15 protein-coding genes are annotated in these 15,159 nt (G+C 73.8%); 3 read left to right on the forward strand and 12 right to left on the reverse strand.

Annotation, left to right across the window (positions count from 1 at the left end; all coding sequences use genetic code 11):
* Window positions 1–4: 4 nt before the first annotated feature.
* The 3 genes from ACIBK1_RS20725 (at window position 5) to ACIBK1_RS20735 (ending at window position 3,064) form a co-directional block, all read left to right on the forward strand.
* Complete coding sequence (locus tag ACIBK1_RS20725; RefSeq protein WP_231513917.1) at window positions 5–889, forward strand: NYN domain-containing protein; 885 nt, start codon at window positions 5–7, stop codon at window positions 887–889.
* Window positions 890–1,058: 169 nt separating this feature from the next.
* On the forward strand, window positions 1,059–2,573 hold the full coding sequence (locus ACIBK1_RS20730; protein ID WP_030508552.1) for a DNA-3-methyladenine glycosylase 2 family protein: 1,515 nt from the start codon (window positions 1,059–1,061) through the stop codon (window positions 2,571–2,573).
* A complete protein-coding gene (locus ACIBK1_RS20735) occupies window positions 2,570–3,064 on the forward strand; it encodes a methylated-DNA--[protein]-cysteine S-methyltransferase (RefSeq protein WP_030508551.1) in 495 nt (164 codons plus the stop codon). Before ACIBK1_RS20730 ends, ACIBK1_RS20735 begins: the two co-directional genes overlap by 4 nt.
* Window positions 3,065–3,106: 42 nt before the next feature.
* On the opposite strand, the gene ACIBK1_RS20740 is transcribed toward ACIBK1_RS20735, so the two are convergent.
* The 12 genes from ACIBK1_RS20740 to ACIBK1_RS20795 form a co-directional block, all read right to left on the reverse strand.
* Complete coding sequence (locus ACIBK1_RS20740) at window positions 3,107–4,072, reverse strand: hypothetical protein (protein ID WP_030508550.1); 966 nt, start codon at window positions 4,070–4,072, stop codon at window positions 3,107–3,109.
* The gene (locus tag ACIBK1_RS20745) at window positions 4,069–4,770 is read right to left on the reverse strand and encodes a hypothetical protein (protein ID WP_030508549.1); all 702 of its coding nucleotides are present in this window, start codon (window positions 4,768–4,770) and stop codon (window positions 4,069–4,071) included. Before ACIBK1_RS20745 ends, ACIBK1_RS20740 begins: the two co-directional genes overlap by 4 nt.
* Before the next feature lie 142 nt (window positions 4,771–4,912).
* Complete coding sequence (locus tag ACIBK1_RS20750) at window positions 4,913–8,296, reverse strand: hypothetical protein (RefSeq protein ID WP_396736982.1); 3,384 nt, start codon at window positions 8,294–8,296, stop codon at window positions 4,913–4,915.
* Window positions 8,293–8,694, reverse strand: coding sequence for a pilus assembly protein TadG-related protein (locus ACIBK1_RS20755; protein WP_036406869.1), 402 nt, complete (start codon window positions 8,692–8,694; stop codon window positions 8,293–8,295). Before ACIBK1_RS20755 ends, ACIBK1_RS20750 begins: the two co-directional genes overlap by 4 nt.
* A gap of 224 nt (window positions 8,695–8,918) precedes the next feature.
* Window positions 8,919–9,284 carry a TadE/TadG family type IV pilus assembly protein gene (locus ACIBK1_RS20760; protein ID WP_036406867.1) on the reverse strand — a complete coding sequence of 122 codons (366 nt, stop codon included), beginning with the start codon at window positions 9,282–9,284 and terminating at the stop codon, window positions 8,919–8,921.
* Window positions 9,285–9,304: 20 nt separating this feature from the next.
* Window positions 9,305–9,892, reverse strand: a complete 588-nt coding sequence (locus tag ACIBK1_RS20765) for a TadE/TadG family type IV pilus assembly protein (RefSeq protein ID WP_396736985.1) — start codon at window positions 9,890–9,892, stop codon at window positions 9,305–9,307.
* Between the two features lie 11 nt (window positions 9,893–9,903).
* A complete protein-coding gene (locus ACIBK1_RS20770; RefSeq protein ID WP_030508544.1) occupies window positions 9,904–10,143 on the reverse strand; it encodes a hypothetical protein in 240 nt (79 codons plus the stop codon).
* Window positions 10,143–11,219: a type II secretion system protein gene (locus tag ACIBK1_RS20775; RefSeq protein WP_396736988.1), complete on the reverse strand. Its 1,077-nt coding sequence runs from the start codon at window positions 11,217–11,219 to the stop codon at window positions 10,143–10,145. Before ACIBK1_RS20775 ends, ACIBK1_RS20770 begins: the two co-directional genes overlap by 1 nt.
* The gene (locus tag ACIBK1_RS20780) at window positions 11,216–12,148 is read right to left on the reverse strand and encodes a type II secretion system F family protein (RefSeq protein WP_051761822.1); all 933 of its coding nucleotides are present in this window, start codon (window positions 12,146–12,148) and stop codon (window positions 11,216–11,218) included. The genes ACIBK1_RS20775 and ACIBK1_RS20780 overlap by 4 nt, the downstream gene beginning before the upstream one ends.
* Entirely contained in the window at window positions 12,145–13,464 is a 1,320-nt protein-coding gene (locus tag ACIBK1_RS20785) for a CpaF family protein (protein WP_231513915.1), read from the reverse strand. The genes ACIBK1_RS20780 and ACIBK1_RS20785 overlap by 4 nt, the downstream gene beginning before the upstream one ends.
* Window positions 13,461–14,252: a hypothetical protein gene (locus tag ACIBK1_RS20790; protein WP_030508540.1), complete on the reverse strand. Its 792-nt coding sequence runs from the start codon at window positions 14,250–14,252 to the stop codon at window positions 13,461–13,463. The genes ACIBK1_RS20785 and ACIBK1_RS20790 overlap by 4 nt, the downstream gene beginning before the upstream one ends.
* A gap of 1 nt (window position 14,253) precedes the next feature.
* Window positions 14,254–14,937: a hypothetical protein gene (locus ACIBK1_RS20795; RefSeq protein WP_030508539.1), complete on the reverse strand. Its 684-nt coding sequence runs from the start codon at window positions 14,935–14,937 to the stop codon at window positions 14,254–14,256.
* Between the last annotated feature and the right edge of the window lie 222 nt (window positions 14,938–15,159).

Below are 15,159 nucleotides of genomic sequence, written 5' to 3' on the forward strand. Positions count from 1 at the left end.
TCTCGTGGACGTCGGTTACCTTTACGCGGCCGCCGGTGAAGTTCTCTTAGCCGCCAAGGAGCGTAAGGAGTACCGCGTCGCTGCGGACGAGCTGATCCAGGCGCTCCAGAAGCACGCGCTCGAGCGCATCCCGGGTGAGCTGCTGCGCGTCTACTGGTACGACGCCGCCCGTGACCGCGTGCCCACGGTGGACCAGCGTGTGATCGCCCAGCTGCCCTGGGTCAAGGTCAGGCTGGGCAACCTGAACGCCCGTGGTCAGCAGAAGGGGGTGGACGCCCAGATCCGCAGCGACCTCGAGGCCCTCGCCCGCCATCACGCCGTGAGCGACACCGTGCTGATCGCCGGGGACGAGGACATGGTGCCCGCTGTGGAGGCCGCGCAGGCGTACGGTGTACGCATCCACCTGTGGGGGGTCGAGCCGCCGTTCGGGACCAACCAGGCCGAGCGGCTCGTCTGGGAGTCGGACACTGTCGAGATATTGAGCGCCGACTTCCTGCGTCCGTTCTTCACCCGCGCGCCGGTGCCCGTGCCCGTGCCGCCCACGCCGTCGCCCGCGCAGGTCTTCGCGGGCCGCACGGTCAAGCCGATGCCGCCGAAGTCGCCCGTCGGCCAGGTCGCCAAGCTGGGCCCGGGCCGGCCCCGCGTGGAGGAGGTCGGCGAGCACGTGGCGCAGAAGTGGATACTGACCCGCGGCCGGGACAACATCCGCGATCTGCTGCCGGGCCCGTTGCTGCCCACGGTGATCGACACCGAGCTGCTGATCGAGGCCGAAAAGGAGCTCGGCCACTCCCTGCGGCCCTACCCGGAGGCGCGCGTGTGGCTGCGCGACGGTTTCTGGGCCCGGGTCTACCGCGAGTTCGACCTCGGGGTCGGCATCTCCAGCAAGTGACGTCAGGCCTTCCGGTCCGGCGTCCGGCCTCGCGCGGGAGCACTCCCGGCACAGGACGCGCTCCCGTGCCCGGTCTCGCGCGAGCCCCCTCCGCGGTGTCGCGGCGCTCTGACGGCCGCGTCCGATTTCCGCCAGCCCGCACCGGTGGCCAGCGCATAACGTCGTGTGCGTGACCACACGACAGCTCGACTTCGACGCGTGCTACCTCGCCGTCTCCGCGCGGGACTCCCGCTTCGACGGGCGTTTCTACACGGCTGTCACCACCACCGGCATCTACTGCCGCCCGATCTGTCCCGCCCGCACCCCCGCACGGGGCAACGTCCGCTTCTACCGCCACGCCGCCGCGGCCGAGGCCGCCGGCTTCCGGCCCTGCCGCCGCTGCCGTCCGGAGCTCAGCCCCGGCGACCCCGGGTGGGACGTCCGCGCCGACCTGGTCGGACGCGCGCTACGGCTGATCGACGACGGGGTGGCCGACGAGTCCGGCGTCGCCGGGCTGGCCCGCCGCCTCCACGTGACCGAGCGGCACCTGCACCGCCTGTTCGCCGCCGAGCTCGGCACCGGGCCGCTCGCCGTCGCCCGCACCCGGCGGCTGCTGCTCGCCAAGCAACTGCTCACCGAGACCACCCTGCCGATCACCGATGTCGCGTTCGCCGCCGGGTTCGGCAGCGTACGCCAGTTCAACGCGGCCATGAAGGAGTCGTACGGCTTCGCGCCGGGAGAGCTGCGCAGGACCAACGGGCCGATGCACGAGAAGGGAAGCCCGGTCGCCCTCACGACCGGGCTGACCCTGCGGCTCGGTCACCGGGAGCCCTACGACGCGCAGTCGGTGCTGCGGTTCCTCGCCGCCCGGGCGATTCCCTCGGTGGAGGCGGTCTGCCGGTCGGGGGACGACGTGACGGCCTACACACGGGCCGTGCCGGGCGGCTCGATCACGCTGCGGCCCGCGACCGGTCACATCCGGCTCACGGTGCGGACCACAGAGACGCACCTGCTCTCCCGGCTGGTGGCCCGCTGCCGCCGCCTGCTCGACCTCGACGCCGACCCCGGCGCGGTGCGGGAGATCCTCGGTGCGACGTCGCTCGGGCCGCTGGTCGCGGCCCGTCCCGGGCTGCGCGTGCCGGGAGCGTACGACGGGTTCGAACTGGCGGTCCGGGCGGTCGTCGGGCAGCAGATCTCGGTGGCCGGGGCCCGCACCCTGCTCGGCCGCATCGCCGCCCGGGCCGGGCTGCCCGCCGTCCCCGACGGCTCCGTCGACGGGAACCTCGACGGAGCGGCCGGTCAGGTGCCGTCGCTGTTTCCCACGGCCGACCGGCTCGCCGCCGCGGACCTGGACGGCCTCGGGCTCACCACCCGCAGGGTCGCCACGATCAGGGCGCTGGCCGAGGCGGTGGCATCCGGCACGATCGACCTCGACGGCGCGGACGACCCGGCCGACACCACGGCCAGGCTGCTGGAGATCCCCGGCATCGGCCCGTGGACGGCCGGCTACATCGCGCTGCGCGCGCTGCGCGACCCGGACGCGTGGCCCGAGGGCGACCTCGTGCTGCGCAGGACGATGGAACGGCTCGGCATCGCCGCGGGCGAGGCCGAGCGATGGCGGCCCTGGCGGGCGTACGCCGCGCTCCACCTGTGGAGCCACACCTCCAGCGATCAAGACACCACACCACGAGGACGCAACAAATGATCATCATGCAGACCGTGCCCACCCCGGTTGGCCCCCTCGCTCTGCTCGCCCGCGACGGCGTGCTCGTCGCGGCCGGTTTCACCGCCGACCCCCTGGAGATGTTCGCCAGGCTCTCGCCGTCCCTGCGGACGCTTCCCCTGCGGGAGGGCGATCTCGGCGACGCGGCCGAGGCCGTGCGGGAGTACCTCGACGGGAAGGTCGGCGCGCTCGACCGGATCCCCGTCGAGCAGCCGGGCACCCCCACGAGGCAGCGCCTGTACGAGGCGCTGCGTGCCGTGCCCGCCGGGACCACCGTGTCGTACGGGCAGCTGGCGGAGAAGGCGGGACTGCCCAGGACGGCCGCGCGGGCCGCGGGGTCGGCCTGCGCGCAGAACCTGATCGCGCCGTTCGTGCCGTGCCACCGCGTGGTGCCCTCGACCGGCGGTTACGGCAGTTACTACTACGGCACGCCGGTCAAGGAATGGCTGGTCGCCCACGAGTCCCGCGCCTGACCTGCTCGCCGGGGCCGACGTCCGGGGCGGGTCCGGGGCGGGTCACTGCTTGACGATGCTCTGGACCTCGCCGACGGGCACGTCCCTGGTCGCCGAGACCTGGATCGGGTCGTACGCGAACGGGACGGCCTCGCCGCCCTGGTTGCCGTTGCCGGCGACGGTCCAGACGCTCGTCACGGTGAGCGTGTAGACCTTGCCCGGCAGGTCGACGGAGGAGTGCCGGTAGACGACGCCGCACTCCGGTTCCTTCGTCCCGTCCTCGTCGGCGCCCTTCACGTACGGCTTGCCGGTGGTGCCGCATCCCGCGGTGAACACGGTGGCGCGCTTGTCGTCCTTGGTGCCGGCATCGATCTCCAAGTGGTCCGGCGTCGCCGTGACGGTGGCGGACATGACGCCCGGCAGGGTGGCGGTGACGGACCGGGGGGCGGCCTCGGCTCCGTCCAGCCACACCCACGTCCCCAGATTGACGTAGCTCTTGGCGTCCGGGCTCAGCTTGATCTTCGGCTCCGGGACGGTCAGCGCGGCCCGGGCGATCTGCATGAGCTGCTCCAGCGTGATGCCTCCGGCGGGGACGGTCCCTTCCGGCACCCAGACGAGCGGCTCGAGTCCGGCGGCACACGAGGGTCCGTCCGGGTTGCCGGCGTCGTAGGCGACGCCCCACCACTGGCCCTTGTCGCCGATCTTGTCCCCGAACCTGTCGAGATCGACGTCGTAGTCCAGCCCCGCCTCCACCGCCTGCTTCTTCTGCTGCGCCTGGAGGTTGCGCATGTCGTCGGCCGACGAGTTCGGCTCGTACCAGCAGGGGCGGGGCATCCGGTAGCCGTCGCTCTTGCCGCCGAGCCCGTTGCCGGACAGCCCGATCTTGGAGTTTGTCAGCTTGACGCCGGCCGTGTTGCCCTTCTGGAACGCCTCGCCGTGCGCGCCGACGTCCGGGTCGGCGGCGGCGGGTGGCGCGCACAGCGCGAGCAGAACCCCCGCCAGCAGGGACGTCACAGCAATGGCCCTCATCGCAGGCACTCCTTCGCGCGCTCGTCCGGATAGTCCGCATGGCGGTAGAGCCGGATCCGCCAGACGCCGTCGTCGCCCTGCCCCAGGCCGGCGGTCTGCAGGAAGACCGCCCGCGGGCGCTTGAGCCAGGCGGGCTGACGGGCCAGCGGGGTGCCTTCCCGATCGGTCAGCCGCACGCCGGTCAGGTCGACGCAGCCGTCGGCCTCCGCCCCGCGCCCCATGACGGAAGGCACCCGCAGGGCGTAGAGCCTGGCCACGCCCCGGGCCGACTGCCCGTCCTTGAGGAACCCCTGCACCCAGGTGACGGACTCCATGTAGGCGGACGACTCGGCGTCGATCCCCTTCACGTACGAGCGGTCCCGGCCGGAGGTGCCGACGGCCCGCCACTGCGCCGTGAAGTCACCGGCGAACGCCTTGATCACGGCCGACCGCTTCGGGTCGGGTTCGAGCGGCCACTCGATCTCGATCGTCAGTCCCGGCGCCGCCGTGACCGTCTCGGTGCCCGGCTGCGGGCCCGGCGTCTCCGAGGCCGTCACCGCGGCCGGCTCCATGCCGCCGCCCGGAGTGAAGCCGCGGTCGGCGTCCGGCGCGGCGCACGCCGAGACGAGCAGTGCGCAGGCCGCCAGGAGCGGTGTGCAGGCCCAGCGCAGCGTGCGGGCCGAGGCGGGCGGTGCCGCCGGGGCGAGTCCTGGACGCATCACCGGGATCCTCCGCAGTACGCGATCTCCCGCCGCTGTCACCCCCGCCGCTGCCAACCTAGGAACGGCCGTCGGGGGTGAGCCAGCGCTATGCGTGGATCGGCATGATTCGGAGGTGGACGTCCCTGGCATTGGGCTCCGATCAGGCGAGACGTGAGGTTCTGAGGTCCGCCGGGTTTCCGGGGTCCGGATTCGTGAGGGCCGAGCTCCTGAGGCCGGGGTTCCCGAGGCCAGGGTTCCTGACGGCAGGATTCCTGAGGTCCGGGGAGACGGTCCTGCGCCAGTCGGGCAGCAGCTCGTCGATGAGCGCCTCCGTCTCCGGCGCCATCCCCCCGCCGTACGGGTGGGAGGTGGCGCGGCGCAGCAGGCCGTCGACGACCGCCCGCAGCCGGACGGGCTCCCCGGTGGCGTGCGCCGCCCGGAGCAGGTCGCGCCACAGCCCCTCGTCGTCGGCCGCGAGCAGCAGCCCGGCCCGGGCCGCCGCCACCGCGCCGTGCGGGTCGTGGCGGGCCAGCCGGATCTCGCACAGCGCGTGCGCGGCGTCCGCCACCCAGGCCGTCACGTCGTACTCCAGGGGGTCGGCCGCCAGCCAGGCGTACCGGTCGGGCGGCCTGCCGTTCAGCATCGGGCCGCGCACCAGCGCCAGCGCGCGCTCCAGCAGGTCGGCCTCCATGTCGCCGGACCTGCCGCCGGATCTGCCGCCGGATTTGCCGCCCGTGGGACCGGCGGTGTCGGCCCATTCGCCGGCCTGCCGCACGAGGTCCTGGAACAGCCGCCAGTCGGTACGGATCTCCGGCCCGAGCCGCAGGCGCCCGGACCGGTCGAGGAACAGGTGGGGGCGTCCCTCGGAGTCGCGCCCGAGCCACTCGGCGACCCTCGCGATCGTGGCGTCGCGCACCGCGAGTTGCACGCCGCGCGGCCACAGCACGCCGGTCAGCACGGCCGGGTGCACGCCGTCCGGATGGGTGGCCAGGTAGACGACGAGCTCGTGGGCGAGCGCCGCCCGGCCCTCTTCGAGCGGATTCACCGGGCTGATCTCGATCGGGCCCAGAATGCGCACCTCGATGGAGGGCGGCTCCTCGCTCAGCCGTTCCACCACGGGGGTGAGCGGCTCGCCCTCCTGCTGCCGGGCCGTGCGGAACAGGCCGATCACGGCGTCGTAGTGCCGACGCGGCAGCAGGTGGGCCTCGATGTCCAGGCCGAGGGCGTCCACCCGGGCCCGGCCGTCGTCGGTGACCTCCCACGTCCAGGTGGCGTGCGGCACCTCGCCCGCGATCACGAAGCCGCTCGCCGTACGCGTGCCCTTCCCGAGCAGTGCCAGGCGACGCGCCTCGTCCTCGTCGGGGCGGATGGCCGACAGGAGGTAGTGCGGGGTGTACGCGGGGTCGGCCACGCGGCTGTGGACCCGGCCGGTCAGCACGTCGCCGTCGTGGCGGGCGCGCTCCTCGAACTCCGGCAGCACCTCGGCCAGGCTGCCCGCCGTGCTGATCCGCTCGGGCGCGAGCAGGGTCAGTTCCTCGCCGAAGCCGACGAGCGTGATGCGCATCCGGTCGGACCACCGGTTGGTGGCCAGTTCGACGGCGAGCGCCGACAGCGCGGCGACGGTGTGCGCCCCGGTGATCGCGATCACGCCGTGGGCGGCCTCCAGGTCGACCAGGACCCGGCCGCCCTGCCCGGTGCCGATCGAGACCAGCCCGGGGTAGGGCGCGGGCACCCCGGCCAGCACGTGCTCGTCGATGCGGCGTCCCTCGTGGGCCGGAAGGCGCCACACCTGCCCGTCGTCGCAGGTCTCCCACGGCTCCGGCGCGTCCTGTTCGGCCGGGTGGATCCACAGGTCGAGGCCCCGGTTGGACAGGTGGACGGCGTAGATCGTCGGCGGGCGCCGGTCGGCGTCGGCCAGCAGGCGGCCGAGCAGGCGCAGGCCGATGTCGAGCATGCGGCTGCCGGGGGCGTCGGCGCCGAGGCGGATGGCGACCTCGGCCTCGGCGGCGTCGCCGCGCGGCCGGGCGATGCGCCGTCCGAAGGCCCGGCGCCACAGCTGCTCCCGCCGCCTGCGGCCGAGCAGGGCCAGCAGCCCGGCCGCCGCCAGCGACGAGGCCGCCAGGTAGTCGGCGAGGACCGGCCCGCCCTGCCGCTCGTCGGCGGTTTGGTGGCCCGCCTCGGCGGGCGCGATCGCGGGCTGGACGGTGGTGGTGATGACCGGGCGCGGGGAGGGCGTCGCGCGCGCGGTGGCGGGCGTGTCCTTCACCTCGCCCGTACGGCCTCCCGGCTTCGACGGGGTGTCCTGCGGCATCGCGGGCGGCGGCAGCACGATCCCCGGCTTGCCCGGCTCGGGCGTCACCCTGCCCCGCTCGTGGCCGGTGTCGCCGGACCGCCCGGCCTCGCCCGGCCTCTGGTCGCCGTTACCGTCGGGCCGTGTGGTGTCCCCCTCGGTTCCCGTCGTGCCTTCGGCGCCGGACCCGGTGCCGGACCCGGTGCCGGACCCGGTGCCGGACCCGGTGTGCGAACCGGCGGTGGGGCGCGGGTCGGGCGTCGTGCGCCGGTCTTCTGTGGTGTGCCGGTCGGTGTGGACGTCGCCGCCGGTCGCGTCTCCCCCGGCGTACCGGGTGTCGCCGTCGAGTTCGGCGGGCGCGTGGCGGTGCTCCTTCAGAGTCTCCGGCCGGTCCTCGTCCACCGGCACGATGTGGACGTTCCTGGCGTCGTCCGGCATGTCGAGCACCCAGCCGGGACGGATGAGGTCGGCCATGTGCAGCCGGCTGCCGTCAGGCTGCTCCTTGTGCTGGTTGAGCCGGTAGATCTCCGGATAGCGGCGCCCGTCGCCCAGGCACTTCTCCGCGATCTCCCACAGGCTCTCGTGGTGGCGCCCGTGCGGAGGCTGCACCACGTAGACCTTCTTGACCTCCCTGGCGTGCAGGGCCGGTCGCTCCGCCTCGGCCTGCGGCACCGGCGCCGACAGCGCCGCGACCTGGGGCCTGATCGCGGCGGGGGCGCCCGCACGGGCGATGGGCACCGCCACGGCGGCCGCGGTGAACAGCAGCAGCACGGCGGAGACCAGGCGGTTCGCGAGCGCCTGGGTGCCGCCCGACAGCGGCACCCGGGCCGGCATGCCGACCCGCCGCAGCGCCGCGTAGACCTCGACGACCACGCACAGGAACAGCTGCAGCCAGGCCAGCCACACCAGGAGGATCAGGATCGCGGTGATCGTCTCGGGTCCGACCTGGCTCGTGAACAGGTCCGCGTTCAGCAGGTCACCGGTGATCGGCGGACCGGCCAGCCGGAGCAGCGCGTACGGCACGCCGCCCACCAGGCCCACCAGCGCGACCAGCGCCCCGAGGCCCGCGAGGACGTCTCCGGCCGTACGCCGGGACCGCAGCCGCACGGGCCGGTGCCGGTCGTCGTGCCAGTGCTCGGGCGCCCGCTGCGGCCCCAGCACCGACGGCATTCCCTCGGGGCGCGGTCGCGGTCCCCGCCGGCTCTCGCGGTCGAACTCCTCCCGCCGGCCGCCCGGCGGCCGGGTCCCCGTCACGCCTCCCCCGCATCGGGAGCGGCCGTGGCCTCGGCCTCCATGTCGGAGCCGGCGAAGCCCAGCGCGGACAGGAAGAAGGCGTCCCAGTGAACCGACACCGCCACCGTCACGTCCGCCTGGCCGCCGCCCACGGTGCACTCGGTCATGCGCACGCCGTCGGCCCCCTGAGCCGCCGTGATCTTCTCGGCCTCGCCGCACACCGCGCCCTCGTCGGCGAGCAGCCGCACCTGGCCGGTGGCCCGCAGGGTCTCGACGTCGATCTGGTCGGCGGCGGCGCGGGCGGCCTGCTCGGCGATGTCGGCGGCCTTGAGGCGGGCGTTCATGGCGGCCCCGCCGTCCACCAGCAGTCCGGCCAGCAGGAACACCACCCCGGAGAAGAGGACCACGAACACCGACATGGAGCCCCGCTCCCGCACCCGCCCGTCTCCGGCGGGGGACGGCGCCCTCATGAGGGCGCGCGGCGCGGTCGACGGTCCCAGAGCGAGGCCCGGAGCGGGGCCTGGAGCGGGGCCTGGGGCGGGGCGTGGAGCGAGGCCTGGAGGGATGCCTGGGGCGATGCGCGGAGCGGTCCGGCGGTGGCGGACGCGCGAACCACGCCATCCGCGACACGGACGCGGCGGGGTCACTGCACCCTCCGATACCGTTCGAGCGGCACGACCGAGGTGCCCGACATCTGCTTGGCGGCGCCGAACCCGAGGAAGTCGAGGTTCAGCTCGCAGGTCACGGTCACCCGGACGGAGCCGTCCATCGTCCAATCGCTGCCGGACATGTCCACCTGGGGCGAGCAGTCTCCGGAGAGCGCGGCCTCGGCGGCCTCCTTCGCGGCCGACTCGGCCTCCGACTCGGTCCGCTGCACGGAGGCGGCACGGGCGGCGTCCCGCGCGGCCCCGTTGACCTCGCCCTGGGCCTCCACGATCCGGCCCGCGCCGACGAGGAACAGCAGGAAGAGCAGGAACAGCGGGGCCAGCATCACCGTCTCGGCCGTCATCGAGCCGCGCTCCGGCCGGGTCATTCGCAGCCGTCCGAGCCGTCGTCGGGGCGGAAGCACTCGATGGGCCCGCCGAAGCGTGACGTGATCGTGAAGGTCATCGCGGGCAGCAGCGGGACCACCTGGACGGCGCTGCCGGTCACCTCGACGCCGCGCTGGTCGCCCTGCTCCCACGCCTGCGCCTGGGCGTTCTTCAGCAACTGCGGCCCGATCGCCTGCACGATCTGCCGCGCCTTGCCCTCGGCCGACTCCTGCCAGCCGTCGGAGCCGCCCGCACGGGCGATCCGCGCGCCCTCCCGCGCAGCGGCGTCGGCGACCTGGCGGCCGTGGAACCAGAGCGTGACCTGGACGATCAGCAGCACGACGGCGAGCACGATCGGCATGAGCATGGCGAGCTCGATCACCGTGGCGCCCCGCTCGCCACGCCCGCCCCGCCCGCGTCGCTCGATCCACCGAGCCCGCTCGCGGCGCTCGACCCGCCCACTTTGCTCGCCGCGCTCGACCTGCCCGCCTTGCTCGCCGCGCTCGACCTGCCCAATTCGCTGGCCGCGCCCGACCTGCCTGCCACGCTCTCGGCGCGTGGCGGCCGGTGCGCGAGGGCCGGTCACGCCCTGCACGGTCACTCCCCGCTTCCCCCGCCGGCGCCGCCGCCCGCGCCGCCCCCGCTGAAGCTGTTCTGGATGTCCGACTGCTTCTGCTCGACCAACTGCTTGATCAGCGTGGCCAGGCCGAGCGCGACTCCGGCGATGATGGCGGTGATGATCACCCATTCGACCGCGGAGGCTCCCCTGGACGGGGCGTTCCTCGCGCGGTCCAGCCGTACGTGGAGCACGGCGATCAAATAGTGGAACCAGAGCATCAGGCCCCCAACATCTTCATGGCTGCGGGAAAACTGAGAAAGATGACGAAGCCCGCGCACAGCAGGAGCTGGGCGACGAGCATCGACTGGGACCGCTCACCCGCCTTGCCCTCGACCTCCGCGAGTTCGCGGCGGCGGAGGGTGGCGGCACGGGCCGTGAGGGAGGCGCGGACCTTGGCGCCGTCGTCGGCCACGAGCCCGAGCGCGGCCGACAGGTCCCGCAGCTCGTCCACGTTGATCTCGTCGCCGAGCTGGCCGAGGGCCTGCCAGGGGGTGATGCCGACGATCCGGGCGTTGGCGAGCGCCTCGCGGATGCGTTCCATCGCCCAGTTGGAGCCGGGAGCGGGACCCGCGCCGTTCGCCGTCGCGGCAGCGGACGCGGCGCCGTTCAGGGCACCGCTCGCCGCGCCGTTCACGGGGCTGTTCGCGGTGCCGTGAACAGCCCCGTGAACAGTGCCGCCCAGTGTGCCGTTCAGCGCCCCGGGCGTGGTGGCGGGGCTGCCCACCGCCACCGCCATCATCAGCGCCTCGGGCACGCCCCTGCCGCCCGCGAGGTTCATCGACACGAGGTCGAGGAAGGCGCCCACGGCGTGCCGGAAGTCCCTGCGCCGTACGGCGGCGTCCCGCCGGATCTGCGCGTCGGGCAGCAGGAAGAAGATCACGCAGACGACGAGCGCCGACCAGAGCGGCACCTGCACCGAGACGCCCCAACCCATCAGCGCGAGCCAGCCGACGAGGAGCGGGAACGCCAGCAGGCCCGAGACCCCGAGCAGCAGCTTGGTCGCGAGGAACCCCTCGAACGACTTGCCGAGCAGCGCGAGATCGGCCTTGACCGACCGCGCCTCCCACCCCCGCGCCGCGTAGAACCGGGCCAGCCGCAGGCCGAGCATGCGGCGAAACTCGCTGACCTCCTCCTCGGGCGCGATCAGCGGCGCCCGCGCCACGCCCTTGCCGTCGCGGGCCTGGTCGAGCGCGGCGAGCCGGGCGGTCAGGCCGGGCCGGGGCGGGAACAGCGCCCGCACCAGCAGGAAGAGCCCGAGACCGAGCACGGCTCCGCAGAGCACCGTCGCGATCACCTGATCACCTCCGCCGGCGGCTGCGCCTGCGCGGCCACCGCGGACCGCGGGCGGTGGTAGGGGGCGAGGATCCTGGCCGGCTTGTCGAAGCGGGCGAGCCGCCGCATCCAGGCGAACCCCGCGCCGAACAGGCCCGCCACCACGACGAGCACGGCCTGGCCCAGCACGGAGTTGTACTCCTCCACGTAGGAGCGGTTGAAGACGACCAGCGCGGCGGCGAAGGCGAGCGCGGTGCCGACCACGATCTGCACGCTCTTGCGTGTGGACCTGCGCTCGGCCTCCACGCGCCGGCGCATGTCCAGCTCCTCGCGCGCCGAGACCGCCAGGGCCGACAGCACGTCGCGCAGGCCCGGCCCGCGCAGCCGCGAGTTGAGGATCAGCGCCGCCACGACGAGGTCGGCCGAGGGGTCGTCCAGCTCGTCGGCGAACATCCGCAACGCGTCGGCGAGCGGCATCCGCGTGTGGAGCCGGTCGACCAGGGCCCGCAGGTGCGGCTGCAGCATGGGGGCCGCGGCCCGGATCGAGGAGGGGATGGCCTGTTCGAGGCCGGCCGCGCCCGCGATCGTGTCGCGCAGCGACTCCGTCCACGCCGCCAGGCCCTCCAGACGCCGCATGGCGGCCCGCTCCTCCGCCGCGCCGCCGGTGAAGCCCCGCCAGGCGAGGACCAGCAGCACGGCTCCCGCCGCGATGACCGGCCAGCCGGTCACCACGAGCACCACGACACCCGTCACCGCCGCGATCGCCGACCGCGTGGACAGGGTGCGCAGCAGACGCATCCGCTCGGCCCGGCCGTCGGGCGTGGCCGGTCGGGGGCGCAGGCCGTACACGGCCAGGGCGAGCAGGAAGAGCCCGCCGCCCGCCGCGGCCCCGGCCAGCAGCACCAGGGGGTCGAGGACGCCGGGGGGCAGCGCCGGCAGCAGGCCGCTCATCGCCACGCTCCCCGCGCCGGGTCGTACCCGTGGGCGGCCAGCTCGTCCGCGCAGGAGATCGGGGCGTGCGGCACCAGGTAGTCGCCCGCCATGGCGAACACCTCCGAGGACAGCACGCGCCCGTCGCAGCCGGTGACCTCCCGCACGCTGGACACGTAGCGCCGCAGGGTGCCTCCCCGGTGGTAGTCGTTGCGCTTCTCGATGAACACCACGAAGTCGATGGCCCCGGCGATGAGCATGTGGGTGGCCTCGATCGGCAGCCGCTCCACGGCCTGCAGCGCGTAGGTCGCGATGCGGTTGAACACCTCCATGCTGGAGTTGGCGTGGATCGTCGACAGCGACCCGTCGTTGCCCTGGGTCATCGCGTTGAGCATCGTGACGATCTCGTCGCCCAGCACCTCGCCGACGATCACCCGCGAGGGGTTCATCCGCAGCGACCGCCGCACCAGCTCGGCCATCGTGATCTCGCCCTGCCCCTCGGCGTTGGGCAGGCGGTGCTCGAAGGCCACCGCGTTGGGGTGCAGCTCGGGGAACTGGTCCAGCCCGAGCTCCAGCGCCCGCTCCACCGTGATCAACCGCTCGTGCGGCGGGATCTCGTTGGCCAGCGCCCGCAGCAGCGTGGTCTTCCCCGCGTTCGTCGATCCCGCGATCATGATGTTCTTCCGCGCGGCCACGGCGGCGGTGAGGAAGCGGCCCAGCTCGGGGGTGAGCGTGCCGTTCCCTACGAGGTCGCTGAGGAACACCTTGCCGAGGCGGGCCCGGCGGATCGACAGCGCCGGCCGCACGGTGACGTCCATGACGGCCGACAGCCGGGAGCCGTCCGGCAGGCGCAGGTCGAGTTGCGGGTTGGCGGTGTCGAACGGCCGCGACGACAGGCCGGAGTACGCCGCCAGGATCTGGATCAGCTCGATGAGCTCCTCGTCGGAGTCCGCGACGGGGTCGTGCATGAGCTCCTGGCCGTCGGCGTAGCCGACGAAGACCCGGTCGCAGCCGTTGATGTCGATGTTCTCGACCTCGGGGTCGTCGAGCAGCGGCTGGAGGCGGCCGACGCCGAACAGCGCGGCGTGGATGCCCGCCGCCAGCGCCTCCTCCTCCTCGGCCGTGGGCGGCGTGCGGCCGACGCCGATCTCACTGCGCGCGTGCTCCTCCAGCACCTGCGCGATCAGCGCCCGGGCGAACTGCCGCTCGTCCTCCCCCGACATCGGCGGCACGCCGCTCGCCTGGTCGATCCGCCGCTGGTGCGCCAGCCGGTCGCCGACCTCCTGCCGGAACCGCTTCACCAGGCCGTGGTCGATCGGCCGCCGCTGGGAGTTCACGACCGCACCTCCGGCTGCCGCTTCGCCCGCCCGGCGGCGGGCGGCGCGGCCGTCTCGCCGCCCGCGGCCAGCTGTGCGGCCAGGCGGGTGGCCAGCTCCCTGGCCGTACGGATGAGGAGGCTGCGGTCGAGCCGCCCGCCCCACTGGCCGCGCAGCAGTTCCGCGCCCTTCGGGTCGTACGCGAGACCGCCGACGAAGGCGACGTCCCAGCCGGAGACGATGCGCCGGATCTCCTCAAGCGACGACCGGTACGACCGGGGGTCGGCGATGACCACGACCCCGACCTTCCGCCCGATCAGCGACAGCCGTTCGCGCAGGTGGGCGACGTGGTCGAGGCTGGCCCTGGTGAACAGCACCACCTGGTCGGCCTCGGCCACCAGGTCGCCGATCTGGGGGTGCAGCCCGAGCCTGCCGCAGTCGGCGAGCACGTCGGCCTGCGGCAGGGCGGCGAACGCCCGGCCGAGCGGGCCCCACAGCCAGGTGAGGCCGGCCGCCTGCTCGCCGTTGGTCAGGCCGCCCAGCACGTCGAGGCCGCCGACGAGCCGCTGCGTGTGCTCGTAGATCAGCTCGGCGTGAAGCCCGCGCCGCGCGACCGCGCCGAGGCTGAGCAGGCCGCGCCCCGGGTTCAGCACGCTCCCGTCGTCGCCCGGCAGGCGGTAGGCGAGGTCGCCGCCGGAGGGATCGCACTCGGCCAGCAGCACCGGCCGGGGCCACACGGCGCCGAGGGCGGTCGCCGCGGTGGTCACGCCGGGCGCCCCCTTGTCGGCGGCGAGCACGATCAGCGCCACGTCACTTGACCCCCGGGAGCGTGACGAGGGCGATCTCCCCGCTGGAGGCGTACTGGGCGATGGCAGGCGCGATCGACGTGTCGACGACGACCGTGACCAGCCCGCCCCCGGACCGTCCCGAGGACGCGCTCTCGACGCGGGCGGCGGTCGCCAGCACCTTCTGCTGGGCGGTGCCCGACCCCCGGCCGGCCGCCGGCACGTAGATCACCTGGACGATGTCGCTCCATTTGAGGTCGGCAGGCATCTGACCGGCCTTGAGCGACAGGCCCACCTTGGCCTTGCCCGGCCCGACCTGGTCGGTCGTCTTGGCGGTCATCGGCTCGGTGAGCAGCGTGCCCGGCAGCAGCGTCACCCGGGCGTACGTCGTCGCCACCTGCTCCCTGAACCGCCAGGGGACGTAGTCGACGCCGGTGTCGGCGATCTGCACCTCCCGCATCGCGGACAGCGGGATGAGCTGCCCGGCCCCCACCTGCTGGGTGATCTGCACGGCCGAGACGCGGTCGCCGCTGCGCATGACCAGCAGCGTGGTGGCCAGCGCGCCGCCCAGGATGAGGAGGACGGCGAGCGCGGCGAGCGCGGGCTTGCGCTCCCTCGGCGGAACGGGCAGCTTGCGTGCCGCCGGCCCGGACAGGCCCGGCCGCGCGGGCGCCCGGCCGTCCTGCGACGTCTTCTCGCTGATCCTCATGGGTGGGGGACTCCCAGGGATGAGAGCGCCCTTCTGTTTTCGGGCCGCTCGAATGTGTTTATGGTCTTGCCGTTTGTTGCGAATTCACTCCATTATGGCCAGCTTGCGCCGCCATAAGTGGCCTGATGCGGCGACCCATGCTTATCCGTTAGGAATACGCCTGTCAACGGGAGTGGATCTATCGTCATATCGACACAAGGCTTTACTGGCGTGATATTTCGT

The sequence above is a fragment of the Microbispora rosea genome, from assembly GCF_044460045.1.
GTDB classification, from domain to species: Bacteria; Actinomycetota; Actinomycetes; order Streptosporangiales; family Streptosporangiaceae; genus Microbispora; species Microbispora rosea.